Origin of the sequence: Streptomyces sp. NBC_01268 (assembly GCF_036240795.1) — a bacterium.
GTDB lineage: Bacteria > Actinomycetota > Actinomycetes > Streptomycetales > Streptomycetaceae > Streptomyces.
The window spans coordinates 5966297-5989859 of record NZ_CP108454.1 but is presented as its reverse complement, the minus strand read 5'-3'; the positions used below and the strand labels follow the sequence as shown (position 1 = coordinate 5989859).

The 23563-nt window shown below is 73.4% G+C and carries 21 protein-coding genes; 6 read left to right on the top strand and 15 right to left on the bottom strand.

Going from position 1 to position 23563, the window contains the following annotated elements:
• Positions 1–93 precede the first annotated feature (93 nt).
• The 3 genes from smc to OG309_RS27105 form a co-directional block, all read right to left on the bottom strand.
• Entirely contained in the window at positions 94–3708 is a 3615-nt protein-coding gene (smc, locus tag OG309_RS27115) for a chromosome segregation protein SMC (RefSeq protein WP_329424594.1), read from the bottom strand.
• 194 nt (positions 3709–3902) lie between these two features.
• Complete coding sequence (locus OG309_RS27110; protein WP_329424593.1) at positions 3903–4118, bottom strand: hypothetical protein; 216 nt, start codon at positions 4116–4118, stop codon at positions 3903–3905.
• A gap of 413 nt (positions 4119–4531) precedes the next feature.
• Entirely contained in the window at positions 4532–4813 is a 282-nt protein-coding gene (locus tag OG309_RS27105) for an acylphosphatase (RefSeq protein ID WP_329424592.1), read from the bottom strand.
• A gap of 160 nt (positions 4814–4973) precedes the next feature.
• Between OG309_RS27105 and OG309_RS27100 the strand changes: the two genes are divergently transcribed.
• Entirely contained in the window at positions 4974–5786 is an 813-nt protein-coding gene (locus tag OG309_RS27100) for a CAP domain-containing protein (RefSeq protein WP_329424590.1), read from the top strand.
• A gap of 90 nt (positions 5787–5876) precedes the next feature.
• Here the strand turns inward: OG309_RS27100 and OG309_RS27095 are convergent, their stop codons facing one another.
• Entirely contained in the window at positions 5877–6461 is a 585-nt protein-coding gene (locus tag OG309_RS27095) for a flavodoxin family protein (RefSeq protein WP_329424588.1), read from the bottom strand.
• 132 nt (positions 6462–6593) lie between these two features.
• Between OG309_RS27095 and OG309_RS27090 the strand changes: the two genes are divergently transcribed.
• Complete coding sequence (locus tag OG309_RS27090) at positions 6594–6986, top strand: winged helix-turn-helix transcriptional regulator (protein WP_329424586.1); 393 nt, start codon at positions 6594–6596, stop codon at positions 6984–6986.
• 24 nt (positions 6987–7010) lie between these two features.
• Here OG309_RS27090 and mutM read toward each other — a convergent pair whose 3' ends face one another.
• The 8 genes from mutM to recG form a co-directional block, all read right to left on the bottom strand.
• Positions 7011–7871 (bottom strand): bifunctional DNA-formamidopyrimidine glycosylase/DNA-(apurinic or apyrimidinic site) lyase, encoded by an 861-nt coding sequence (mutM, locus tag OG309_RS27085; protein ID WP_329424585.1) that lies wholly within the window; start codon positions 7869–7871, stop codon positions 7011–7013.
• A gap of 111 nt (positions 7872–7982) precedes the next feature.
• Entirely contained in the window at positions 7983–8789 is an 807-nt protein-coding gene (gene rnc / locus OG309_RS27080; protein ID WP_329424583.1) for a ribonuclease III, read from the bottom strand.
• Between the two features lie 19 nt (positions 8790–8808).
• Positions 8809–8982 (bottom strand): 50S ribosomal protein L32, encoded by a 174-nt coding sequence (rpmF, locus tag OG309_RS27075; protein ID WP_329424582.1) that lies wholly within the window; start codon positions 8980–8982, stop codon positions 8809–8811.
• 2 nt (positions 8983–8984) lie between these two features.
• Complete coding sequence (locus OG309_RS27070) at positions 8985–9707, bottom strand: YceD family protein (RefSeq protein WP_329424580.1); 723 nt, start codon at positions 9705–9707, stop codon at positions 8985–8987.
• A gap of 66 nt (positions 9708–9773) precedes the next feature.
• Positions 9774–10832: a cell division initiation protein gene (locus OG309_RS27065; protein ID WP_329424579.1), complete on the bottom strand. Its 1059-nt coding sequence runs from the start codon at positions 10830–10832 to the stop codon at positions 9774–9776.
• 109 nt (positions 10833–10941) lie between these two features.
• The gene (gene coaD, locus OG309_RS27060) at positions 10942–11433 is read right to left on the bottom strand and encodes a pantetheine-phosphate adenylyltransferase (protein ID WP_329428554.1); all 492 of its coding nucleotides are present in this window, start codon (positions 11431–11433) and stop codon (positions 10942–10944) included.
• 26 nt (positions 11434–11459) lie between these two features.
• Entirely contained in the window at positions 11460–12041 is a 582-nt protein-coding gene (gene rsmD / locus OG309_RS27055; RefSeq protein WP_329424577.1) for a 16S rRNA (guanine(966)-N(2))-methyltransferase RsmD, read from the bottom strand.
• Positions 12042–12123: 82 nt separating this feature from the next.
• Positions 12124–14325: an ATP-dependent DNA helicase RecG gene (recG, locus tag OG309_RS27050; protein WP_402546680.1), complete on the bottom strand. Its 2202-nt coding sequence runs from the start codon at positions 14323–14325 to the stop codon at positions 12124–12126.
• A 267-nt stretch (positions 14326–14592) separates the two neighbouring features.
• On the opposite strand from recG, the gene OG309_RS27045 reads away from it, so the two are divergent.
• On the top strand, positions 14593–16431 hold the full coding sequence (locus OG309_RS27045; protein ID WP_329424575.1) for an HSP90 family protein: 1839 nt from the start codon (positions 14593–14595) through the stop codon (positions 16429–16431).
• The gene (locus tag OG309_RS27040; protein WP_329424573.1) at positions 16428–19190 is read left to right on the top strand and encodes a tetratricopeptide repeat protein; all 2763 of its coding nucleotides are present in this window, start codon (positions 16428–16430) and stop codon (positions 19188–19190) included. Before OG309_RS27045 ends, OG309_RS27040 begins: the two co-directional genes overlap by 4 nt.
• 6 nt (positions 19191–19196) lie before the next feature.
• Here the strand turns inward: OG309_RS27040 and OG309_RS27035 are convergent, their stop codons facing one another.
• Positions 19197–20780 carry a DAK2 domain-containing protein gene (locus OG309_RS27035; protein WP_329424572.1) on the bottom strand — a complete coding sequence of 528 codons (1584 nt, stop codon included), beginning with the start codon at positions 20778–20780 and terminating at the stop codon, positions 19197–19199.
• 230 nt (positions 20781–21010) lie between these two features.
• Here OG309_RS27035 and rpmB point away from each other — a divergent pair, with 230 nt between their 5' ends.
• The gene (rpmB, locus tag OG309_RS27030) at positions 21011–21196 is read left to right on the top strand and encodes a 50S ribosomal protein L28 (RefSeq protein WP_003957616.1); all 186 of its coding nucleotides are present in this window, start codon (positions 21011–21013) and stop codon (positions 21194–21196) included.
• Between the two features lie 124 nt (positions 21197–21320).
• Here the strand turns inward: rpmB and thiD are convergent, their stop codons facing one another.
• Together thiD and OG309_RS27020 are read right to left on the bottom strand one after the other, a co-directional pair.
• Complete coding sequence (gene thiD / locus OG309_RS27025; RefSeq protein ID WP_329424570.1) at positions 21321–22121, bottom strand: bifunctional hydroxymethylpyrimidine kinase/phosphomethylpyrimidine kinase; 801 nt, start codon at positions 22119–22121, stop codon at positions 21321–21323.
• Entirely contained in the window at positions 22118–23080 is a 963-nt protein-coding gene (locus tag OG309_RS27020; RefSeq protein WP_329424568.1) for a thiamine-phosphate kinase, read from the bottom strand. Before OG309_RS27020 ends, thiD begins: the two co-directional genes overlap by 4 nt.
• A gap of 233 nt (positions 23081–23313) precedes the next feature.
• Between OG309_RS27020 and OG309_RS27015 the strand changes: the two genes are divergently transcribed.
• On the top strand, positions 23314–23547 hold the full coding sequence (locus OG309_RS27015; protein WP_046905450.1) for an Lrp/AsnC family transcriptional regulator: 234 nt from the start codon (positions 23314–23316) through the stop codon (positions 23545–23547).
• Positions 23548–23563 lie beyond the last annotated feature (16 nt).

The window sequence follows — 23563 nt, the reverse complement described above, 5'->3', positions numbered from 1 at the left end:
AATAGGCATCTCAAGGTGGCTTGAGTTCAACCTTTGAACGACGGGTTGGGGTCTGCGGCTCACCTGAGGCGCAGTGGGGCCGGTCCGGCCCGTTCACCGCAGCCGCTGGCTGATCACCTTCGAGACGCCGTCGCCCTGCATCGACACGCCGTACAGCGCGTCGGCGACCTCCATCGTGCGTTTCTGGTGGGTGATGACGATCAGCTGCGAGGACTCCTGGAGCTCCTGCATGATCCTGATCAGCCGCTGGAGGTTGGTGTCGTCCAGCGCCGCCTCGACCTCGTCCATCACGTAGAACGGGCTCGGCCTGGCCTTGAAGATGGAGACGAGCAGCGCCACGGCCGTCAGCGAGCGCTCGCCCCCGGAGAGCAGGGAGAGCCGCTTGACCTTCTTGCCCGGCGGACGGGCCTCGACGTCGATGCCGGTGCGGAGCATGTCGTCCGGGTCGGTGAGCACCAGCCGGCCCTCGCCGCCGGGGAAGAGCCGGGAGAACACGCCCTCGAACTCGCGGGCCGTGTCACGGTACGCCTCCGTGAAGACCTGCTCGACCCGCAGGTCCACCTCCTTCACGACCTGAAGGAGATCGGCCCGGGTCTTCTTCAGGTCCTCCAACTGCTCGGAGAGGAACTGGTGGCGCTCCTCCAGGGCCGCGAACTCCTCGAGGGCGAGCGGATTGACCTTGCCGAGCTGCTGGTACGCCCGATCGGCGGCCTTCAGCCGCTTCTCCTGCTCCGAACGGACGAAGGGCCGCGGCTGGTTGCGCGGATGCTCCGGGTCCTCCGGCAGCTCCTCACCCTCGGCCGGCGGCGACGGCGGTACGGGCCGGTGCGGACCGTACTCGTCGACCAGCGCGGCCGGCTCCACCCCCAGCTCCTCCAGCGAACGGCTCTCCAGCTGCTCGATCCGCAACCGCTTCTCGGCCCCCAGGACCTCGCCGCGGTGCACCGAGTCGGTGAGCTTGTCGAGCTCCGCCTTCAGCTCGCGGCCCCGGTGGCGGGCCGCCCCGAGGCCCTGCTCGCGGGCGCCCTCCGCCGCCTCGGCCAGGGCCCGCTCCCGCTCGGCGCGCACCACGGAGACCTCCACGTGGGCGAGCAGCTGGCGGGTGCCCGAGGCGACGGCCGCGGCGACCTCCGCCTCGTGGCGCAGCCGGGCCCTGCGCTGCTCGGCGCGGGTCCTGGCCTCGCGCTCGGCGCGGGCGGCGCGGTCCAGGGAGTCGGCCCGCCCGGCCAGGCCCTTGACCCGCTCCTCGTGGGTACGGACCTGGAGGCGGGCCTCCATCTCGGTCTGGCGCGCGTTGGAGCCGTCGATGGCGAGCCGGTCGCGGACCGCCCCGTCCGGCTCCTCGTCCGCTCCGTCCCCGAGGGACGCCTCCTCGGCGACGAGCAGCCGTTCGGCCAGCTCCTCCGCCTCGGCCAGCGCGTTCTCCAGGGCCTCCGCCGCACGCGCGGCGGCCGCGGCGGTCCGCTCGGCCTCCCCGGCGGCGCCCCTGGCCTGTCCGGCGAGCCGCCCGAGCTGCTGGGCGACGGACGACTTCTCCCGGTCGGCGGCCCGGCGCCGCTCGGCCAGCTCCTCGACGAGCCGGGCGGCGGCGCGCCCGCGTCCGGCGGCGGCCTCCTGCCCGGCCGCCAGCTCCTCGCAGCGCACGTCCAGTTCGGCCAGTTCCGCCGCCGCCTCGTCGACGGAGGCCCGCACCTCCAGGAGGCTGGGCGCGCCCGCGGCGCCGCCCTGCGCGAAGTGCGCCCCGAGCAGGTCCCCTTCGGCGGTGACCGCCGTGAGCCCCGGCCGGGCGCGGACGACCTCGACGGCCTCGTCGAGCCCGTCGACCACGACGACGTCCCGGAGCAGCCGGCGCACGGCGCCGAGGAGGTCGGCCGGACCGGAGACGAGCGGGGCGGCGGGCACCGCGCCCGCCGGCGGGGCGGGGTCCACCCGGCCGTCCGGGTCCGCCGGCTGTGCCGGGTCTGCCGGGTCTGCCGGGTCTTCGTGCTGCCCCTCCGCGCCCGCGAGCAGCAGCGAGGCGCGCCCCGCGTCCTGCTTGCGGAGCAGGCGGAGGGCCTCGGCCGCCGTCGTCGGACCGGTGACGGCGAGGGCGTCGGCGGCGGCGCCCAGGGCGGCGGCGACCGGGACCTCGTACCCCGGGGCGACGGTGAGCAGCTCCGCCGCCGGGCCGAGCAGACCGGCGAGCCCGGCGGCGAGGAGCGCGCCCGTGCCGTCCTTGCGGCGCAGGCCGAGGGCGAGCGCGTCGCGCCGGGCACCCGCCGCGGCGCGGGCGCGTTCGGCGGTGCCGACGGCCTCGCGGGCGGCGGCCAGCGCGGACTCCGCGACCGCGAGCTCCCGGCGGGCGGCCTCGTACCGCTCCCCCAGCTCCGCGTCGCCGGCGTCGAGGCCGTCCACCTCGGCCTTCAGCTGTTCGTACTCCTCCTGCGCGGCGACCGCGCGGTCACGCGCCTCGTCGCGGGCGGCGGCGAGCCGGTCGATCTCGGCCTGCGCGGAGGCGGCGCGGGAGCGGGCCGCGTTGACCTGCCCGTGCAGCCGGGCCAGCCCCTCGCGGCGGTCGGCGAGGGCCCGGGCCACGTCCTTGAGGCGCCGCTCCTCGACGGCGAGGGCGCGCTCCAGCTCGGCGCGGTGGGCGACGGTGTCCTCCAGGGCCCGTTCGGCGGCCTCCAGAGCGGCCGTCAGTTCGGCCTCCTGCTCGCGGACCCGGGCGGCCTCGCGCTCCATGTCCTCCGGGTCGCGCCCGCGCCGCTCCTCCACGGGCTGACCGGTCGCGCTGGTCACGCGGGCATCGGCGAGCGAGACGGTGCCGCGCACCCGTTCGGCCAGCTGCGAGAGCGCGTACCAGCTCTGCTGGGCGCGCTGGAGCCGGGGCGCGAGACGGCGCACCTCGTCCTCCAGCGCGGCCTCCGCGGCCTGCGCCGCCTTCAGCTCGGCCTCGGTGGACTCCTTGCGGGCGAGCAGCGCGGCCTCGTCGGCGACTTCGGCCTTCAGTGCCTCCCTGAGGCGTACGAGGTCGTCGGAGAGCAGCCGCAGCCGGGCGTCGCGCAGGTCGGCCTGGATGACGGCGGCCCGGCGGGCGACCGCGGCCTGCCGGCCGAGCGGCTTGAGCTGGCGGCGCAGTTCGTCGGTGAGGTCCTGGACGCGGGCGAGGTTGGCCTGCATCGCGTCCAGCTTCCGCAGCGCCTTCTCCTTGCGCTTGCGGTGCTTGAGGACGCCCGCGGCCTCCTCGATGAAGGCGCGTCGCCCCATGGGGTCGGCGTGCAGGACGGAGTCGAGCTGGCCCTGCCCGACGATGACGTGCATCTCGCGGCCGATGCCGGAGTCGGAGAGCAGGTCCTGGATGTCGAGCAGCCGGCAGGTGTCGCCGTTGATCTGGTACTCGCTGCTGCCGCCGCGGAACATGATCCGGGTGAGGGTGACCTCGGCGTAGTCGATGGGGAGCGCGCCGTCGGAGTTGTCGATGGTCAGCGACACCTCGGCGCGGCCGAGCGGGGGCCGCCCGGTCGTGCCGGCGAAGATGACGTCCTCCATCTTGCCGCCGCGCAGCGACTTGGCCCCCTGTTCGCCCATGACCCAGGAGAGCGCGTCCACGACGTTGGACTTGCCGGAGCCGTTGGGGCCGACGACGCAGGTGATCCCCGGTTCGAACCGCAGCGTGGTGGCGGAGGCGAACGACTTGAAACCGCGGAGCGTCAGGGCCTTGAGATGCACGCCAGCGGACTCTACCCGGGGTGTCGGGTTTCGCCCGTGAACGCGCAGGGCACACCCTCCCCCAAGGACGGGGACGGGGGGACCGCGGTGGCGCGTGAAAGAGGTGTCGCAAGAAAGAAGGGACGCCTGGGCGCCCCTTGCATATCTAGCAGTGCTAGCGAGAGTGTTTCTCACCGGTGCCCCGGCACGGGGCGTCAGGTGAGCGCAGGCTCCGCCTTGGGAACGTCGAGGTCGATGCTGTCCAACAGCGACTCTCCGTGCTGAGCGGCGGCAGCGGCAAGCGCGTCGTTCTCGGACTGGATCCGAACCAGCTCGGACTCGAGGTCCTGGACGCGCTGCTGAAGCCGTCGCATCTCGGCGAGGAGTCGCGGGTCGGAGCCGCCGACGTAACCGAGAAGCGCCTTTGCCATGATGGATGGTCCTCCACACTGAGTGACCGACCGAAGCGGTGTGGGTCGTGAGGGATTCGCACCCGCGGTGCCCGACCATGCTCTTTGTCGTGCCGGTTCTCACGGTCGGACAGCTAAGGTGCGCGGGGCTTCCAGAGTCTCACCAAAAAGTTTGACGGTCAACACGATCACGCCCCGTATCAAGGGCTACCGGGGGGTCTGCGGCCGCGGGAAGGGCGGCGGCGCCTCGCAACTCGGTGCCCTGGGGCTCTGGAGATCATCCTTACTCGCGCAGCCTGGCACGGCAAGCCCTTCTTGGCAACCACCAGGGGGTTTCCGCTGTCGGCACCCCTTCTTCGTACGCCGTGAGCGCCCCCCGCGCGCCCCTCACGGACCGTCGCGCGGGGGCGTTCGGACAAGATCGCCGGGCGGGTTCAGCGGATCGAGAAGGTCTCGTAGATGCCGCGGGGCGTGTCCCATATCTCAGTGACTCCGTCCACGCGCCCGGGCGTGTCGCCGGAGCGGAGCCAGTCCAGCAGACGGTGGCAATTCTCACTCGGCCCCTCGGCCACGACCTGCACCCGGCCGTCGTCGAGGTTCAGGGCGAAGCCCACGAGCCCTCCGATCTCCAGTGCGTTTGCCCTGGTGAACCAGCGGAAGCCCACTCCCTGTACCCGGCCGCGCACCCAGGCGGTCATCCGTACGTCGTCGTTCATGGCTGCACGCTAGCGGGCGGATTACCGAAGGAGCACGTCAGCCCCGCATGTCATGGCGTACAGTCCCGACGGAATGGGAGTCACCCGGTTGGCCGAGTCCCGTTCGACAGCATCCACAGAAGCAAACACCAGCAAAGATCGCTCTTCAAGGAGGCAGCGGATGGGACGCCATCGGGGCGCGCGACGCGGCGCGCCGGTACGCACCGGACTGCTCGGTGTCTCCGCCGCGGTCGCCATCGGCGCGATCGCGGTCACCTCGGGCCTGCTGCCCGGCGGCGACACGTTCACCGTGGGCAGCGCGGGCTCGGGCGGCAAGGAGCGCGTGGCCGCGCAGCAGGCGCCGAGCCTGACGACGCAGGGCGGCGCCTCGGCGACTCCGGCCGGCGACACCGCGCCGAAGCGCACGACGGGCACGGGGAACGGCAAGGCCGCCACCCCGGCGACGCCCTCGCCGAAGCCCACCCCGTCGAAGACGACGGCAGCGCCGAGCCCGAAGGCTCCGGCGCCCACTCCCTCGAAGACCGCTCGCCCGACCCAGGCGCCGACGACCGAGGCTCCGGAGCCGGTGGCCACCGTCCGCTCCCTGGCCGGCCGCGAGACGGCCGCCGCGGCGGAGGTCGTCCGGCTGGTGAACGCCGAGCGCGCCAAGGTGGGCTGCGTCGCGGTCCGCTCCGACGCGCAGCTCGCGTCCCTGGCGGGCGCCTTCAGCGCGGACATGGCCGCGCGGAACTTCTTCGACCACACGGACCCGGACGGCCGGACCCCGTGGGTGCGTGCCGAGAAGGCGGGCGTCAGCGGCCTGGGCGCCGAGAACATCGCACGCGGCCAGGTGGACGCGGCCGCGGTGATGAAGTCCTGGATGGCGAGCGACGGGCACCGGGCGAACATCCTGAACTGCGACTACACGACACTGGGCGTGGGGGTGCACTTCGCGGACGGCGGTCCGTGGTGGACCCAGGACTTCGGCTTCTGATCCCGGATCCCCGTCCCCGCCCACCCGCGCACCCATGCGAAAGGCCCCGTCACCACTGTGGTGACGGGGCCTTTCGCATGGGTGCGCGGGTCAGGCCGCGGCCTTGCCGAGCGCAAACGTGCGGGCGGTCTCGGCGACGCGGCGGCCGAGGTGCTCGGCGGTGGCGACGTCGGCCTTGTGCACGGCCTCGGGGCCCAGGTCGCTGGGGGTCTGGGCGGCGGCGCCGGAGAAGAAGCCGAGACGGTTGATGTCGTTCTCGGAGGCGGTGCTGCTGTTCCAGCCGGGCTTCAGACCCAGGTTGACCCAGGTCATGCCGTGCTGGCCGGCGAGGGTCTGAAAGAACTGCAGGGTGTGCAGCTTGTCGCCGCTCTTCGAGGCGGAGTTGGTGAAGCCCGCCGCGAGCTTGTCCAGCCAGGCGTCGGCGAACCAGCGCTTCGAGCTCGCCTCGGCGAACTGGTGGAAGGCGCCGGAGGCGGTCCCCATGTAGGTCGGCGAGCCGAAGACGATCGCGTCGGACGCGTCGAGCAGCTCCCACTGGGCGTCGGTGATCTCGTCGACCTTGATCAGGTGGACGGTGGCGCCGGCGTCGGCGGCCCCGTTCCGGACGGCCTCGGCGATGACGGCGGTGTGGCCGTAGCCGGAGTGGTACGCGATGGAGACGACGGGCGTGGTCATGGAAGAGCTCCTCGGCGGGGCGAAGGACGGCAAGGGGTGACGACAGGAAGTAGAGCACTAACTTTTCGATAGCGCAACCTTCGATGCAGCGCATCCCTCTGCACAGCGCTGTGCGCGAGTATGGTAGAGAGCATGACCGACGACCCGGACCTCGCTTTCGATGTCTTCGCCAAGTCCTGTCCCTCCCGCGGCACGCTGGAGCACGTCACCGGCCGCTGGGGCAGCCTGACGCTGGGCGCGCTCCACGAGGGCACGTTCCGCTTCAACGAGCTGCGGCGCAGGGTGGACGGCGTCAGCGAGAAGATGCTGTCCCAGACGCTGCACGCGCTGGAGCGCGACGGCCTGGTGCACCGCGAGGCGCAGCCCACCAACCCCCCGCGCGTGGACTACCGGCTCACCCCGCTGGGCCAGGAGGTCGCCGAGCGGCTGCTGGGCCTCATCCACCTGGTCGAGGGTCGGATGGACCAGGTGCTCGTGGCCCGCGAGACCTACGACGCGGAGCGCGCGGCGCCGGTCGCGCCGTGAGGGACGCCCGGTCGGTCCGGCCGGTCAGGCCGTGACGCGCGGCGGGCGCTGGCAGCGCGGGCAGAAGTAGCTGGACCGGTTCATCCACGCGCGCCGGCGCATCGGCGTGCCGCAGCGGTGACACGGCTCCCCCTCCCGCCCGTACGCGTCGAGCGACCGGTCGAAGTAACCGGACTCGCCGTTCACGTTGACGTACAGCGCGTCGAAGCTGGTGCCGCCGGCCGCGAGGGCCGCGTTCATCACGTCCCGCACGTGCCCGAGGAGCTCGGCCGAACGCGGCCGGGTCAGGGTGGCGGTCGGCCGGTCGTAGTGCAGCTTCGAGCGCCACAGCGCCTCGTCGGCGTAGATGTTGCCGACGCCGCTGATCAGCGACTGGTCGAGCAGAGCGCGCTTGACCGTCGTGCGCCGCAGCCGCAGCGCCGCCTGGAAGGCGGCGTCGTCGAAGAGCGGGTCCAGCGGATCGCGCGCGATGTGCGCGATGACGTCCGGCAGCCCGTCGGGCGTGTTGTCGTGCAGCGAGAGCCCGCCGAAGGTCCGCTGGTCGACGAAGCGCAGCTCGGTGCCGGTGGCGTCGGCGAAGCGCACCCGGATCCGCAGGTGCTTCTCGTCCGCCGCGCCCTCGGGCTGCACGAGCAGCTGCCCGCTCATGCCGAGGTGACCGAGCACGGAGGCGTCGGTGTCGGCGAGCGGCAGCCACAGGTACTTGCCCCGCCGCCGCGCGGTGCCGAACCGCTCTCCCCGCAGCCGGGCCGCGAAGTCCGCGCCGCCCGCCGGATGGCGCCGTACGGCCCGGGGGTGCAGGACCTCGACCTCGGCGACCGTCCGTCCGGCGACCCACCGCTCAAGACCGCGTCGTACGACCTCGACCTCGGGCAACTCGGGCACGGGACTCCTCCGGAACGGTTCCTGCGGGTGATGTCCGCAGCCTACAACCGCCCGGGCACGACGAAGCCCCCGTCCCCGGGAAGGGGGCGGGGGCTTCGGGAAGCGAGCGGGTCAGGCCGGGGCCTGGCCCTCGGCGGAAGAGGGGTCGGCGACCTCTTCCCCACCGTTGTCGGAAGCGGTCTCGGCAGCGGCCTTCGCCGCCGCCGCGCGCTCGTCCGCGTCCGCGCGGATCGCGCGCCACGCGGACTCTGCCGCCTGCTGTTCCGCTTCCTTCTTGCTGCGGCCGGTGCCGGTGCCGTACGAGACACCACCGACGCGGGCAGCAGCAGTGAAGATCTTCTCGTGGTCCGGACCCTCCTCGCTGACGAGGTACTCCGGCACACCCAGGCCCTCGGCCGCGGTCAGCTCCTGGAGACTGGTCTTCCAGTCCAGGCCTGCGCCGAGGTTCGAGGACTTCTCGATCAGCGGGTCGAAGAGCCGGTGCACCAGCTCACCCGCCGCGTCGAGACCCTGGTCGAGATAGACCGCGCCGATCACCGCTTCGAGGGTGTCGGCGAGGATGGAGGCCTTGTCCCGGCCGCCCGTGCCCTCTTCACCCCGGCCGAGCCGGATGAAGGAGCCCAGTTCGAGGCCGCGGCCCACTTCCGCCAGCGCACGCGAGTTGACCACCGCGGCCCGCAGCTTGGCCAGCTGGCCTTCGGGCAGGTCGGGGTGGGTGCGATAGAGCGTGTCCGTGACCACCAGGCCGAGCACGGAGTCCCCGAGGAACTCGAGACGCTCGTTGGTGGGCAGACCGCCGTTCTCGTACGCGTACGAACGGTGGGTGAGCGCACGCACCAGAAGGGCGGACTCGAGCTGATACCCGAGCCGCCCTTCCAGAAGCGTGTGGGACGAGGCTGTGTTGACGTGGTCAGACATCGTGCCTCTCACCAGCCACTCAGACCGAGATGACCTGGCGCTTGTTGTAGGTGCCGCAGCTCGGGCACGCGATGTGCTGCAGCTTCGGCTCCTGGCAACGCTCACACGAAACCAGGGTGGGGACCGCAGCCTTCCACTGCGACCGGCGGTGGCGCGTGTTGCTGCGCGACATCTTCCGCTTCGGAACAGCCACGGCTACTTCTCCTGCTTCTCGGCGGCGCTTCGGACGTCACCGTCAGAGGAGCCGCTCATGTTGTCCTTCTCATCGGTTCCCTGCGAACCGGCGAGTCCCTGCAGTGCCGCCCAACGAATGTCGACGGCGTCGTGGTGGTGGTCCGGGTTCTCGTTCAGGTTGATTCCACAGGTGGAACACAGACCTTCACAGTCCTCCCGGCACACCGGCTGCATCGGCAGTGCGAGCACCACCGCATCACGCAGCACCGGCTCGAGGTCGAACATGCCGTCCTCGAGGGGGATCATGTCCTCGTCGGCCTCGGCTTCGTCGTCCGCGGCCGCCCTAGAGCGGCCCCGGTCGTCGGAGTCGGGGTACGAGAACATCTCCTGGAAGTCGGCGTCGAGCTCAAGCTCCACGGACTCCAGACACCTTACGCACTCCCCCTCGGCCGATGCACGGGCGGTGCCTGTGACGAGCACCCCTTCCATGACCGACTCGAGTCGGAGCTCGATCTCCACCGGTGCGCCCTCGGGCACTCCGATGACCCCCGCGACACCCAGGTCCCTGGGGGCGTCGATCGTGCGGGAGATCCGCTGGAGGGCGCCAGGACGCCGCCCCAGCTCGTGCGTGTCGAACACGAGGGGGTCGCGGTGGTCGAGGCGCGTACTCAGGGCTCTTCCTGCTTTCGGATCGTTCACATCGTGAGGGGGCTGCCGACCGTGGGCAGCAAGGATCGCGGGCATACGCGCGACCGAAGAGCCAGGATACTGGACGCTTCGCCCAGGACCCAATCCGGGTGGGCTCCCGGGTCAGTGCCCCTGCTCGTAGCGGCGCAGCTGCTCCAGGTCGATCATGCTCGTGTCGAAGAAGCTGGTCTCGTCGAGCGCGGCGGCCTGCGGCTGGTGGGCGGGCTGGGCCGGCTGCTGCTCGTAGCCGTACTGCTGCGGGGCGGCGTAGCCGTACGGGTCGCCCTGCGGCTGCTGGTACGCGTACGGGTCCTGCTGCTGGTACCCGTACGGGTCGGTCTGCTGCACCGGGACCGGCTGCGCCTGCGGGACCTGCTGCTGGGCGGCGTACCCGTACGGGTCGTGCTGCGGCTGCGGCGGGACCTGCTGCTGCGGGATCTGCACGGGCTCGGGGTCGGCCAGCTCCGCGAGGCCGGCCAGGTAGTCGGCGTCGCTGGTGTGCACGGCGGTGCCGGCGGCGTCCTGGGCGGCCATGTGCTCGGCGAGGTCGTCGGAGGCGATCCGGCCGTGCAGCTTCTGCCGGCCGCGGCCCACGGCCTCCAGGGTCTTGGAGAGCACGGCCTCGAAGGCGCCCAGCTTGGCGTCCACGTACGCGTCGGCGCGGTGGATCAGGGTCTGCGGGTCCGCGCTGTACTCGGGGGCGTCCTCGTCGGCGTACCCGTCCGCGTCGAGGCCGGGGCCCCGGCCGAGCAGCTTCTCGCGGCCGCGGTCGACGGAGCCGATGGTCTTGTTGAGGACGACCTCGAAGTTGGCCAGCTTGGAGTCGACGTAGTCGTCGGCCTCGGCGCGGATCTCCTCCGCCTCCCGGCGGGCCTCGGTGAGGATGCGGTCCGCCTCGCCCTGGGACTGGCGGGCGACCTGGCTGTCGGAGACGATCGAACCGCGCTCGGCGTGCGCGGCCTCGATGATCCGCTCGGCCTCCTGACGGGCCTGCTCGACCATCTGCTCCCGGCCGCCGATCAGCTCCCGCGCCTGGGCGAGCGAGCCGGGCAGGGCCTCGCGCACCTCTTCGAGCAGGGCGAGCAGCTCGGCCCGGTTGACCACGCAGGACGCCGACATGGGCATGGACCGGGCGCTCTGGACCGTCGTGACGATCTCGTCGAGCTTCTTCTGCACGTCCACCGGGGCTCGCCACTCTCTACAGCTGGATGGAGACGGACGGGACGACTGTAAGGCCAGTCGGGCCCCGTCCGGGACCTGGTGACGGAGCGTCAGGGGCGGTGGCCGCGGGTCACTGCCCGGAGCGCTGCTCGGCGAGCCGCTCGGTGAGCCGGCCGAGGACCGCCGGGGGCACCAGGTGGGAGACGTCGCCGCCCCAGGCCGCGACCTCCTTGACCAGCGAGGACGACAGGAAGCTGTACGTCGGGTTGGTCGGCACGAACAGGGTCTCGACGCCCGAGAGCCCGTTGTTCATCTGTGCCATCTGGAGCTCGTAGTCGAAGTCGCTGACGGCCCGCAGCCCCTTGACGATGGCGGGGATGTCGCGCTGCTTGCAGAAGTCGACGAGCAGCCCGTGGAAGGACTCCACCTCGACGTTGCCGAAGTCGGCGGTGACCTCGCGGATCAGTCCGATCCGCTCGTCGACGGTGAAGAGGCCCTTCTTCGACTGGTTGATCATCACCGCGACGTGCACGACGTCGTACAGCTTGGAAGCGCGGGCGATGATGTCGAGGTGTCCATTGGTGATGGGGTCGAATGACCCCGGACAGACGGCGCGGCGCAACTTGGGTCCCTCGCTCTCCGGTCCGGTCATCGTGCGTCTTCGCACGTAGAGGCGGCGCGACCGTACCAAAACGTTCCCTCGCCGTAACGACGGGCCCGCAGTGGTGCGAAGCCGTCCGGCCAGCCGAACTCGCCGCCCCGGGTGCTGCGCTCCACGGTGACGAGGGCGTCCTCGGCGATCCAGCCCCCCGAGCGCATTGTGAGGAGGATCTCGCGAAGATCGGCGTCCGCGACGGCGTACGGGGGGTCGAGGAAGACCAGGTCGTACGGTTCCGCGGGCGCCGGGCCCGTCACGATCTGCTCCGCTTTGCCGGTGCGCAGCTCGGCTCCCGGCAGGGCGAGCGAGCGGATGTTGTCCCGGACGGTCTTCGCGGCGCGCGGCTCGGCCTCGACCAGCAGGGCGTGCGAGGCGCCGCGGGAGAGCGCCTCCAGGCCGACGGCGCCGGAGCCCGCGTACAGGTCGGCCACTCTGGCCCCCTCCAGACCGTGGAACGACTCCCAGGTGGAGAAGAGGCCTTCCCGCGCCCGGTCGGAGGTGGGGCGGGTGCCGGTGCCCGGCGGCACGGCGAGTCGGCGTCCGCCGGCGCTGCCGGCGATCACGCGGGTCATCTGGGGTCCTCGTCATCCATAGGGCGTTGCGTGGGCTCCAGCTTATGGCGGACGGAGCCGGTGCGGGCCGCCCGTGCACCGCTCAGCCCTTCTCCAGGTACTCCTCCCGGTCCTTGTCGAGCAGCGCGTCGAGGGCGGTGCGCAGCTCGGGGTGGGCGGTGAGGTCGGGGTCGGCGAGGACGACGGCGGTGGCCTCCTCGCGGGCCGCGGCGATGACCTCCTCGTCGTCGATGACGGTGAGCATCCGCAGCGAGGAGCGCACGCCGGACTGGGCCTGGCCGAGGACGTCGCCCTCGCGGCGCTGTTCGAGGTCGATGCGGGAGAGCTCGAAGCCGTCGAGGGTGGAGGCGACCGCGCCGAGCCGCTGCCGGGCCGGGGCGGCCTCGGGCATCTCGGTGACCAGCAGGCACAGGCCGGCGGCGGAGCCCCGGCCGACGCGGCCGCGGAGCTGGTGGAGCTGGGAGACGCCGAAGCGGTCGGCGTCCATGATCACCATGGCGGTGGCGTTGGGCACGTTGACGCCGACCTCGATGACGGTGGTGGCGACCAGCACGTCCACCTCGGCGGCGGCGAAGCGGCGCATGACGTCGTCCTTGTCGTCGGGGTGCATCCTGCCGTGCAGCACCTCGACGCGCAGACCGGCGAGCGGCCCGGTGCGCAGCTGCTCGGCCACCTCCAGGACGGCGAGCGGCGGGCGCTTCTCGGCCTCGTCCGCGGGGCTCGCCTTCCGCTTCTGCTTCTGGTCCTCCTCGTCGCCGATCCGGGGGCAGACCACGTACGCCTGGTGGCCGCCCTCCACCTCCTCGCGGACCCGCTCCCAGGCGCGGGCGAGGAAGTGCGGCTTGTCGGCGGCGGGCACCACGTGGCTGGCGATCGGGGACCGGCCGGCCGGCAGCTGGTCGAGGACGGAGGTCTCCAGGTCGCCGAAGACGGTCATGGCGACCGTCCGGGGGATCGGCGTCGCGGTCATCACGAGCAGGTGCGGGGGCTGCTTCCCCTTGCCGCGCAGGGCGTCGCGCTGCTCCACGCCGAAGCGGTGCTGCTCGTCGACGACGACCAGGCCCAGGTCGTGGAACTGCACCTTGTCCTCGATGAGGGCGTGGGTGCCGATGACGATCCCGGCCTCGCCGGTGACCAGGTCGAGCAGCGCCTGACGCCGTCCGGCGGCGCCCATCGAGCCGGTGAGCAGCACGACCTTGGTGGCGTGCTCGGCCCCGCCGAGCATCCCGCCCTCGGCGAGCTCGCCCATCATCTCGGTGACCGAGCGGTGGTGCTGCTGGGCGAGGACCTCGGTGGGAGCCAGCATGGCGGCCTGTCCCCCGGAGTCGACGACGGCGAGCATCGCCCGCAGGGCGACCATCGTCTTCCCGCTGCCGACCTCTCCCTGGAGGAGCCGGTGCATGGGGTGGTCGGTGGCGAGGTCGTCGAAGATCTCCCGGGTCACCTTCTGCTGGCCGTCGGTGAGGGTGAAGGGCAGCTTGGCGTCGAAGGCGTCGAGCAGGCCGCCCTCGGTGGGCCTGCGGGGGACGGCCGGCAGCTGGGTGTCGGCGTGGCGGCGGCGGGCGAGGGCGACCTGGAGGACGAAGGCCTCGTCCCACTTGAGGCGGTCGCGGGCGTCGGCGATGTCGGCCTTGGTGTGCGGGCGGTGGACCTTGGCGAGGGCGTCGGCCAGGTCGGTGAGGCCCCGGCCCTCGCGCAGGGCGGGCGGCAGCGGGTCGACGAGGCCGGCCCAGCCGGTGGCGGCCATGGAGTCCAGGGCGATGGCCACGGACTGCTCGATGGTCCAGGACTCCAGCTGCTTGCAGGCCGGGTAGATGGGCAGCAGCTCGCTCGCGAAGGCCTTGACGGTCTCGGTGCTGCTGTCGGCGTCGAGCAGCTTGTACTCGGGGTGGGCGAGCTGGAGCCTGCGGTTGAACAGGCCGACCTTGCCGGCGAACATGGCGCGTCGGCCGGGCAGCAGCTCCTTCTGGTGGAAGTGGACGGTGCGGCCGAAGAAGACCAGCTGCATGCGTCCGCTGCCGTCGGTGATGGTGACCTCAAGGCGCTGGCCCTTGCCGCGGCCGCCCTTGTTGAAGGTGTGCACGCGGGCGTCGGCGACCTGGGCGACGACGGTGACGTGCTCGTCGAGGGGCAGGTCGGCCAGTGCGGTCAGCTCGCCGCGCTCCGCGTACCGCCGGGGGTAGTGGTGGAGCAGGTCGCCCACGGTGTGGAGGTCCATGTGCTCCGCCATCACCTTGGCGGTGGCGGCGCCGAGCAGGTTCTTCAGCGGGTCGGCGAGCTGCACGGCACCTCCCGCGGGCGGGCGGCGGCCCCGGTGGTCGCCGCGGCGGTGGCGGCTCCGAGCGGCTTCTTCAGTGGTTCGTCGAGCGCAGGCACGCGGTCCATTGCACACCACCGCACTGACAGACGTCGCGCAGGCCGTGGCCACCGGTTGGTCACGTCGGAGTCGCGGCGCCTAGGATGGCCGCTCTTCCGCTCCTCCCCCGCGATCACCGGACGCCGGGATCGCCCGACCCGCGCCGTCGCCCGTCCCCCCACCGGCGCAGCGACGATGACTGCTGACCAGACACCTCACACGTTCCAGGTCGATCTGCGTGGCCTGGTGGATCTGCTCTCCCACCACCTCTACTCCAGCCCCCGGGTCTACCTGCGCGAACTCCTCCAGAACGCCGTGGACGCCCTCACCGCCCGACGCGCCCTCGACCCCCGCGCACCCGCCCGGGTCCACCTCCACGCCGACGGCACCACCCTGCGCATCACCGACACCGGCATCGGCCTGACCGAGACCGACGTCCACACCCTCCTCGCCACCATCGGCCACAGCTCCAAACGCGACACCACCCACGGCCTGGACACCGCCCACGGACTCGAAACCGCCCGCGCCGACTTCCTCGGCCAGTTCGGCATCGGACTCCTCGCCTGCTTCGTCGTCGCCGCCGAGATCCGCGTCGTCTCCCGCTCCGCCCGCACCCCCCAGGCACCCCCCGTCGAATGGCGCGCCCACGACGACGGCTCCTACACCGTCACCACCCTCGACGACACCGCACACCCCGAACCCGGCACCACCGTCCACCTCACCGCCCGCCCCGGCACCACCGACTGGCTCACCCACGACCGCGTCCTCACCCTCGCCCGCCACTACGGCACCCTCCTCCCCCACACCATCCACGTCGGGGACGAGCCGGTCACCGACGTGCCGGCGCCGTGGGAGCGGACGTATCCGAGTCCGGCCGCGCGGCGGGTGGCGCTGGCGGCGCACTGTCAGAACCTGTTCGGGTTCGGGCCGCTGGACTCGATCGACCTGGACCTGCCGTTGGCGGGCATCCGGGGCGTGGCGTACGTCCTGCCGTCGGCGGTGAGCCCCGCGCAGCGGGCCGGGCACCGGGTCCACCTCAAGGGGATGCTGCTCACCGAGAAGGCCGACGGGCTGCTGCCGGACTGGGCGTTCTTCGTCCGCTGCGTCCTGGACACCGACACCCTGCGCCCCACCGCCTCCCGCGAGTCCCTGTACGAGGACGAGGCCCTGGCGGGGGTGCGGGACGCGCTCGGGGACGCGATCCGCGAGTGGCTCACCGGTCTGGCGGCCGGATCGCCGGAGCGGCTCGGGCAGTTCCTCGCCGTGCACCACCTGGGTGTGAAGTCGCTGGCGCGGCACGACGACGGGATCCTGGCGGCGATGCTGCCGTGGCTGCCGTTCGAGACCACCGACGGGCGCCTGTCCCTCGACGAGTTCGCCCGCCGCCACCCGGTCGTCCACTTCACCCGCACCGTCGAGGAGTTCCGCCAGGTCGCCGCCATCGCCGCCGCCCAGGGCATCGGCGTGGTCAACGGCGGATACACGTACGACACGGAGCTGGTGGAGCGTCTGCCGGAGGTGCGGCCGGGGACGGTGGTGGCGGAGCTGGACGCCGACACCGTCACGGCGCACCTCGACGCGGTCGACCCGGCGCGGGAGCTCGCCCTGACCGGTTTCCTGTCGGTCGCGCGGGCCACCCTGGACGCCCTGGGCTGTGACGTGGCGCTGCGTTCCTTCCATCCGGTGACCGTCCCGGCGCTGCACCTGGACGACCGGACGGCCCGCCACGAGCAGGCGCGGGCGGAGGCGGAGGGCGAGGCCGACGACCTGTGGGCCGGCATCCTCGGCTCCCTGCGCGGCAGCACCCCCCGCGCCCGCCTCGTCCTCAACCACCAGAGCCCCCTCGTCCGCCGCATCGCCACCCTCGACGAACCCCGGCTCACCGCCACCGCCGTCGAAGCCCTCTACGGACAGGCCCTCCTCATGGCCCAACGCCCCCTCCGCCCCGCCGACAACGCCCTCCTCAACCGCACCTTCCTCGGCCTCCTCGAATGGAGCACCGCGCGCGGCGCCGACGGGGGGAGCGAGGCATGACGAGCCCGGAGTTCCAGGCCCTGCGCGAGGCCATGCGGGACAACCACGCCCGGCCCGAGGGCCCGGCGCGCAACGCCCGGGCGGAGCGGCTGCTGGCGGACGCCGAGCGGATCGGCGAGCCGCTCGCGGTCATCGAGGCGCTCGGCCACCAGCTGCAGGTCTACAACTACAGCTCCGAGAAGGCGAAGATGTTCGTGCCCTTCTCGCGGCTGCTGCGGATGTGGGACCAGAACCCGGGCGACTTCGACGCCCAGGAGACGTACACGCTGCACTGGGTCTTCAAGTGGGTCTCCAGCGGCATGCTCGACCAGCCGCACATCCCGCTCGCCTCGATCGAGAAGTGGCTGGGCGAGATGGAGCACCGCTACCGGCTCGCCGGACACTCCGAACGGGCGGTGCGGCAGGGCGAGTTCCGGGTCGCCCGGCACATCGGCGACCTCGACCGGGCGGCCCGTGCGTACGCGGCGTGGCTGGCGGCCGAGCGCGACGAGATGGCCGACTGCCACGCCTGCGAGCTGCACGGGCAGGGCCTGTGGCGGGCCGAACTCGGCGACGACGAGGCCGCGCTCGCGGCCTGGGCGCCGGTCCTGGACGGCGAGCACTCCTGCGCCCACGAGCCGCACGCGGTGCTCGCCTCCTCGCTGCTGCCGCTGCTGCGGCTCGGCCGGACGGAGCAGGCGCGGGCGAACCACCTGCGCGGGTACCGGCTGGTGCGCCCGATGGAGAGCATGCGCGGCGCGATGGCCCAGCACATCGAGTTCTGCGCGCTGACCGGCAACGAGGGACGGGCCCTGGAGCTGCTCGCGGAGCGCCCGGCGTACCTCACGGACCACGGCGACCCGGACAGCGCGATGGACTTCCTGGCCGTGACGGCGCTGCTGATGGACCGGCTGGTGGCCCGCGGGCTCGGCGGGCGGCGGGTGCCGGGCCCCTCGGCCGGGGACGCGGGAGCCCCGGCGCGGGAGTGGACGGCGGCGGAGCTCGGCCGCCATGCGCGGGAGCGGGCCGAGGAGCTGGCCGCGCGGTTCGACGCGCGCAACGGCTCGGACCGGGTGAGCCGGCTGGTCCGGGAGCAGATGGCGGCGCGGCCGCTGGTCGACCGGCTGCCGCTGGGCGTGCGGTCCGCGGGCCCGTCCGCACCCGCCGGGGCCCCGGCCCCGGTGGCGGTGGCGGCGGCCGCCCCGCGGGACCTGCTGGCCGAGGCGCGGCGGCTGACGGCGGAGCGGCGGCCGGAGGCGGACGCGGCCTGGGCGGCGCTCGCACGGGCGGAGGCGGAGGGCCTCGCGGAGCTCGACGCCCTGGCCTCGGCCGAGCTGACCGACCACCGCGCGATGTCCCTCGCGGCGGACGCGGCGGAGACGGCGGCCCTGTTCCGGTCGGCGGCCGAGGGGTACGAGGCGGCCGGCGCCGCCGGCGAGGCGTGGGCGGCCCGGGCCAGGGGCGCCTACGCGCTCGGCGAGCCCGAGGCCTTCGCGGAGCCGGTCGCCGCGCTGCGCGGGCTCCACGAGGGCGGCGGGGCGACCGCCCGCCAGCTGTCGGGGGCGCTGCTGCTGCGGGCCCGGGTGCTCGGCACGGCGGAGGCGGCCGAGGAGGTCCTGGCCTTCGCCGGGGCCCCGGACGTCGCCGACCGGATCGCCGAGGCCGAGTGGCTGCTGGGCGACGCGGCGGCGCGGGACGGCGACACCGGGCGTGCGGCCGAGCGGTACGAGCGGGCGGCGGAGCTGTTCCACGAGGCCGGGCTGCCCTGGTACGCGGTGGAGCCCGAGGCGCGGCTGGCGGCGCTCGCGCAGCACGAGGGCGACCTCGCGACGGCCGAGCGGGCGGCACGGGCGGCCCTGGCGCACGGCGCCGGGTACGCGGGGCCCGCCGGGCAGGCCCGGCTGCGGCTGGGGCTCGCGGAGGTCCTCGGCGCGGCCGGCCGGTCCGGCGAGGCGGCCGAGCAGGCCCTGGAGGCGGCGCACTGGGCGGACGAGGCGGGCGAGAGCCGCGGCCTGGGGGCGTACGCACGCCATCTGCTCGGCGGCTGGCTGCTGCGCGAGGGCCGGTGCGAGGAGGCGGCGGCGATCCTGGAGGCGGTGCTGCCGGACCTCTCGGTCGACGAGCACGGGGACGGGACGGTCGTCCAGACCCTGTGGTGGCTCGGCGACTGCCTGATGCGCGTGGCGGAGCCCCGGTCGGCGGCCGAGCGGTGGCTGCGGGCGGCCGAGCTGGCGGCGGCGTGGCCGGACCAGCGGGACCACGCGATGCTGGCGAACCTGGCGGCGCAGGCCCTGTGGCGGGCGGAGCTGAACGAGCAGGCGGCCGCCGCGTACGAGCGGGCCGGTGAGCTGTGGCGGTCCCTCGGCGACACCCCGGCGTACGTCCGCACGCTGCGGGTGCGGGCCTGGATCGCGGGCCCGGACTCCCGGGGGCGGGCGCTGATGGCGACGGCGGCGGAGGCCTGCGGCGAGGACGCGCGGGAGCTGGCGGACACCTGCCGGCAGACCGCCGAACTCCTCGCCCGCGCGCAGGAGCCGGACCTGCCCGAGGTGCTCGCGTTCGCCGAGCGCGCCGCGGCCGCCTACGCCGCCGCGGGCGATGGGGAGGCCCGCCTGTCCGCGGACCTGATGGCCGGCTGGCTCCATCTGGACCTGGGGGACGCCGGGGCGGCGGCGGAACTGGCCCGGGCGGTCCTGTCCGCGGACTCCCCGGAGCACCACGCGGAGGCGACCACCCTGCTGTCGAGGACGGCGACGGCTCCCCCGCCGCCGGAGGGCTGACGGGGGCTACTCCACGCCGATGAGCAGGGCCGGGGCCCCCGCCCCCGCCTCGTACGTCGTGGTGTCCACCGCCAGGTAGGTGGCCCGTACGTGCCGTTCCAGGGTGGGGGCCAGGTCCGGCGGGGTGTCGGCGGCGACGACGAGCGTGACGAGCTCGCCGCCGGCGGAGAGCATCCGGTCGAGGACGGTGCGGGCCGTGGTGGTGAGGTCCTGGCCGATGACGGCGACGTCGCCCTCGATGAGGCCGAGGACGTCCCCGGCCTGGCAGACGCCGGCGGACGTGAAGGACTGGCGTTCGGCGACGGCGAGTTCGGCGTAGCGCGTCGCGCCGGCCGCCGCGCTCATGGCGACGACGTCCTCGTCGAAGCGCCGCTCCGGCTCGTGGACGGCGAGGGCGGCGATGCCCTGGACCGCGGCGCGGGTGGGGATGAGGGCGACCCGGATGCCCTCGGCGCGGGCCTGCTCGGCCGCGGCCGCGGCGGCCTGCCGCAGCTCGGTGTCGTTGGGCAGCAGGACGACCTCGCGCGCGTGGGCCCGCCGGATCGCCTCGGCGAGCTCCGCCCCGGACGGCGGTTCGCCGGGCAGCGCGAGCAGCGTGGTCGCCCCGGCCTCGGCACAGAGCCCGGCCAGGCCCTCGCCGGGCAGGACGGCGACCACGGCCCGCTGGACGGGCTCGCGCGGCTGGGCGGCCGCGCCCTCGAAGTGCGTGATCCGGATCCGGTGGGGGCGCCCCGCCTCGACTCCGGCCTCGACGGCCGCGCCCGCGTCGTCGACGTGGACGTGCACGTTCCACAGCCCGTCGCCGCCGACGACGACCAGGGACTCCCCCAGCGCGTCGAGGCGGGTCCGCAGCCGCTCCACGGCGCGGTCCTCGGCCTCCAGGAGGTAGATCACCTCGTAGCCGGGCCCGCCCTCGCCGTCGCATCCCGGGTCGAGGACCGGTCGGTGCGCGGGGGGCGCGGGCCGGGCCGGCGCCTCCCCGGTGAGGCTCTCCACGAGCGCCCCGAGCACGGCCACCAGACCGCGGCCTCCGGCGTCCACGACGCCCGCGCGGCGCAGGACGTCCAGTTGGCCCGGGGTCCGCTCCAGGGCGCTCCTGGCCCCCTCGTAGGCCGTCGTGGCCACCGTCACGAGCTCCCCGCCCCCCGCGCAGGCCTCGGCGGCCGCACAGGCGACGGTGAGGACGGTGCCCTCGACGGGGTGGGCCACGGCCCGGCGGGCCGCGTCGGCGGCTTCGGCGAAGGCGCGGGCCAGGTGGTCGCCGTCGCTCCCCCCGGCGAGCACGGCGGCCATGCCGCGGAGCAGCTGGGAGAGGATCGTCCCGGAGTTGCCGCGGGCGCCGAGCAGCGCGCCGTGCGCCATGGCCCGTATGACCTCGGCCGCGTCGGGAGCCCCTCCGGCGACGGCCTCGTCGACGGCCTTCGCGGCCGATTCGACGGTCAGGTACAGGTTCGTGCCGGTGTCGCCGTCCGCGACGGGATAGACGTTGATGGCGTCGATCTCCTCGCGCTCCGTGCCGAGCGCCGCCAGCGCCCCTGCGCACCAGGATCTGACCGCTTCGGCGTCGAGGGTCTGCGGAGCTCGCGGCAACGGGTGGTCCTCCTGTGCGCTGCGGTCGGTTCACCGCAGGGTAGACCCGTGATCACCCCAGGCCCGGGGCGGGGGCCGCGGAGACCGTGGTAGTTTCGTTCCACCGAAGCGGTCGTTGTATGCTGCTTCGGTTGCCCGGCACACGTCGGGCCATTCCCCGGCAAGCCACTTCAGATTCCTGATTCCGGTGCGCCGGTTTCACTGTAAATCTGAAGTCTTTGGAGTGACCCGTGGCTGCCAACTGCGACGTCTGCGGCAAGGGGCCGGGCTTCGGCAACAACATTTCGCACTCGCACCGCCGTACGTCTCGTCGCTGGAACCCGAACATCCAGCGTGTGCGTGCCGTGGTCGGTCGGACGCCGAAGCGCCTCAATGTCTGCACCTCGTGCATCAAGGCCGGCAAGGTCTCGCGCTAAAGGATGCTCCCCGCGTCAGCGGGGATGATCCCGCGACGCTACGTCGTAGCGCAGCCCCTGCGGTTGCCTTGAAAGGCCGGTTCACCTCGGTGAACCGGCCTTTTGCCATGCCCGGAACCAGGATCTAGCCGCGGAGGCGCCACCCGTGGTCGACCGGGCCGATGCCCGCGCCCAGGGAGAAACCGGCGGCGATCGCCCCGGTCACGTAGGCCTTGGCCTCCCGCACCGCCGAGGGCACCGTCATGCCCTTCGCGAGCCCCGACGCGACCGCCGAGGCGAGCGTGCAGCCCGTGCCGTGGGTGTGCCGGTTGTCGTGCCGCGGCGCGCGCAGCCAGTGCTCCTCGGAGCCGTCCGTGAGCAGGTCCACGGCGTCCTCGCCCGAGGGCAGGTGCCCGCCCTTGATCAGCGCCCAGCGCGGCCCGTACGCCAGGATCGCGTCGGCCGCCCGCCGCATCCCCGGCTCGTCCTCGACCACGACGCCTGTGAGCTGCGCCACTTCGTCCAGGTTCGGGGTGGCGACGGTCGCGACCGGCAGCAGCTTCGTGCGGACGGAGTCGAGCGCGGAGGCGGCGAGCAGCGGGTCGCCGTGCTTGGAGACGCCGACCGGGTCGACGACCACGGGGACGCCGACCGGGGCGAGCAGTGCGGCCACCGTCTCCACGAGCGGGGCGGAGGCCAGCATGCCGGTCTTCACGGCCTGGACGCCGATGTCGTCCACCACGGCCCGGAACTGGGCCCGTACGGCCTCCTCGGGCAGCTCCCAGGCTCCCTGGACGCCCCGCGAGTTCTGGGCGGTGACGGCGGTGATCACGCTCATGCCGTGCACGCCGAGCGCGAGCATCGTCTTCAGGTCGGCCTGGATGCCCGCGCCGCCGCCGGAGTCCGATCCGGCGACGGTCAGCACCAGCGGGGGCCGGGACGTCACTCGGTCTCTCCGAAGTGGTCCCAGCCGCCCGTGCTGTGCCAGGGCGCCCCGTCGACGGTCACCTGGGGCAGCGCCGAGGGGTTGAGGACCTCCCCGATGACCTTCCAGCGGGCGGGCAGCTTCACGTCCGGCGGGAAGGTGGCCACGATCGCGTGGTCCTCTCCCCCGGTGAGCACCCACTGGAGCGGGTCCACTCCGACCGCCTGGCCGATGTCGTTCATCTGGGTGGGAATGTCGATGAGGCCGGAGCGCAGGTCGATGCGGACCTTGCTGGCCTCGGCGATGTGCCCGAGGTCGGCGATCAGGCCGTCGCTGACGTCGCACATGGCGGTGGCGCCGAGCCCGGCCGCCGCGGGGCCCGCGTGGTACGGCGGCTCGGGGCGCCGGTGGGCCTCGACGAAGGCGCGCGGGGAGCGGAAGCCGCGGGAGAGCACCGCGTAGCCGGCGGCGGACCAGCCGAGCCAGCCGGTGTAGGCGACGACGTCGCCGGGCTGGGCGCCGCCCCGGGTCACCGGGTCCTGGTTGCGCAGGTCGCCGAGGGCGGTGATGGCGACCGTGATCGTGTCGCCGCGGACCACGTCGCCGCCGACCACGGCCGCGCCGGCCACCTGGCACTCGTCGCGCAGGCCGTCCATGAGCTCGGTGGGCCAGGTGACCGGGAGTTCGGCGGGGACGACCAGGCCGAGCAGGAGCGCGGTGGGGACGGCGCCCATGGCCGCGATGTCGGCCAGGTTCTGCGCCGCGGCCTTGCGGCCGACGTCGTAGGCCGTCGACCAGTCGCGCCGGAAGTGACGCCCTTCGAGCAGGATGTCCGTGCTGGCCACCACCCGCCGGTCGGGGGCGGAGACGACCGCGGCGTCGTCGCCGGGTCCGATCCGTACCGCCGGGGTGGCGGTGAGCCGGGAAGTGAGCTCCTTGATGAGCCCGAACTCGCCCAGTTCTCCGACTGTGCCCTTCACCGCGTCTCACCTCGTGTCGTCGTGCCGGCCGCCGCGCCGCTCCGCCGTTCCTCGCGCTGCGGGTCGCGGGCCGTCACCGTGCCGGATACCGTCAAGTAGACCGTCAACTTCTTACGTGCGTACGCCACACTGCGAGCGCCTCGGGGCGCGCAGGTCTCCCCGCGGCGCGAGGCGACGCGGTACCGTGGCGTCTCTTTCTCCCACAAGATCCTCGTGGCCGCCCTGGAGGTTCCGTGGTACAGGCGTACATCCTTATTCAGACCGAGGTGGGCAAGGCGTCGACCGTCGCCGAGACCATCGCCAAGATCCCGGGGGTGATCCAGGCAGAGGACGTGACCGGTCCGTACGACGTGATCGTGCGTGCGGAGGCCGACACCGTGGACGCGCTGGGCCGCATGGTGGTCGCCAAGGTCCAGCAAGTGGAAGGAATCACGCGCACACTCACCTGCCCGGTCGTGCATATCTAGCCCCCGTCTACCCTAG

Coding starts and splice junctions, on each gene's coding strand:
- OG309_RS27110 (WP_329424593.1), bottom strand. CDS start 4,118: ATGGCAAAGGCGCTTCTCGGTTACGTCGGCGGCTCCGACCCGCGACTC.
- OG309_RS27105 (WP_329424592.1), bottom strand. CDS start 4,813: ATGAACGACGACGTACGGATGACCGCCTGGGTGCGCGGCCGGGTACAG.
- OG309_RS27100 (WP_329424590.1), top strand. CDS start 4,974: ATGGGACGCCATCGGGGCGCGCGACGCGGCGCGCCGGTACGCACCGGA.
- OG309_RS27095 (WP_329424588.1), bottom strand. CDS start 6,461: ATGACCACGCCCGTCGTCTCCATCGCGTACCACTCCGGCTACGGCCAC.
- OG309_RS27090 (WP_329424586.1), top strand. CDS start 6,594: ATGACCGACGACCCGGACCTCGCTTTCGATGTCTTCGCCAAGTCCTGT.
- rnc (WP_329424583.1), bottom strand. CDS start 8,789: ATGTCTGACCACGTCAACACAGCCTCGTCCCACACGCTTCTGGAAGGG.
- OG309_RS27070 (WP_329424580.1), bottom strand. CDS start 9,707: ATGCCCGCGATCCTTGCTGCCCACGGTCGGCAGCCCCCTCACGATGTG.
- rsmD (WP_329424577.1), bottom strand. CDS start 12,041: ATGACCCGCGTGATCGCCGGCAGCGCCGGCGGACGCCGACTCGCCGTG.
- OG309_RS27045 (WP_329424575.1), top strand. CDS start 14,593: ATGACTGCTGACCAGACACCTCACACGTTCCAGGTCGATCTGCGTGGC.
- OG309_RS27040 (WP_329424573.1), top strand. CDS start 16,428: ATGACGAGCCCGGAGTTCCAGGCCCTGCGCGAGGCCATGCGGGACAAC.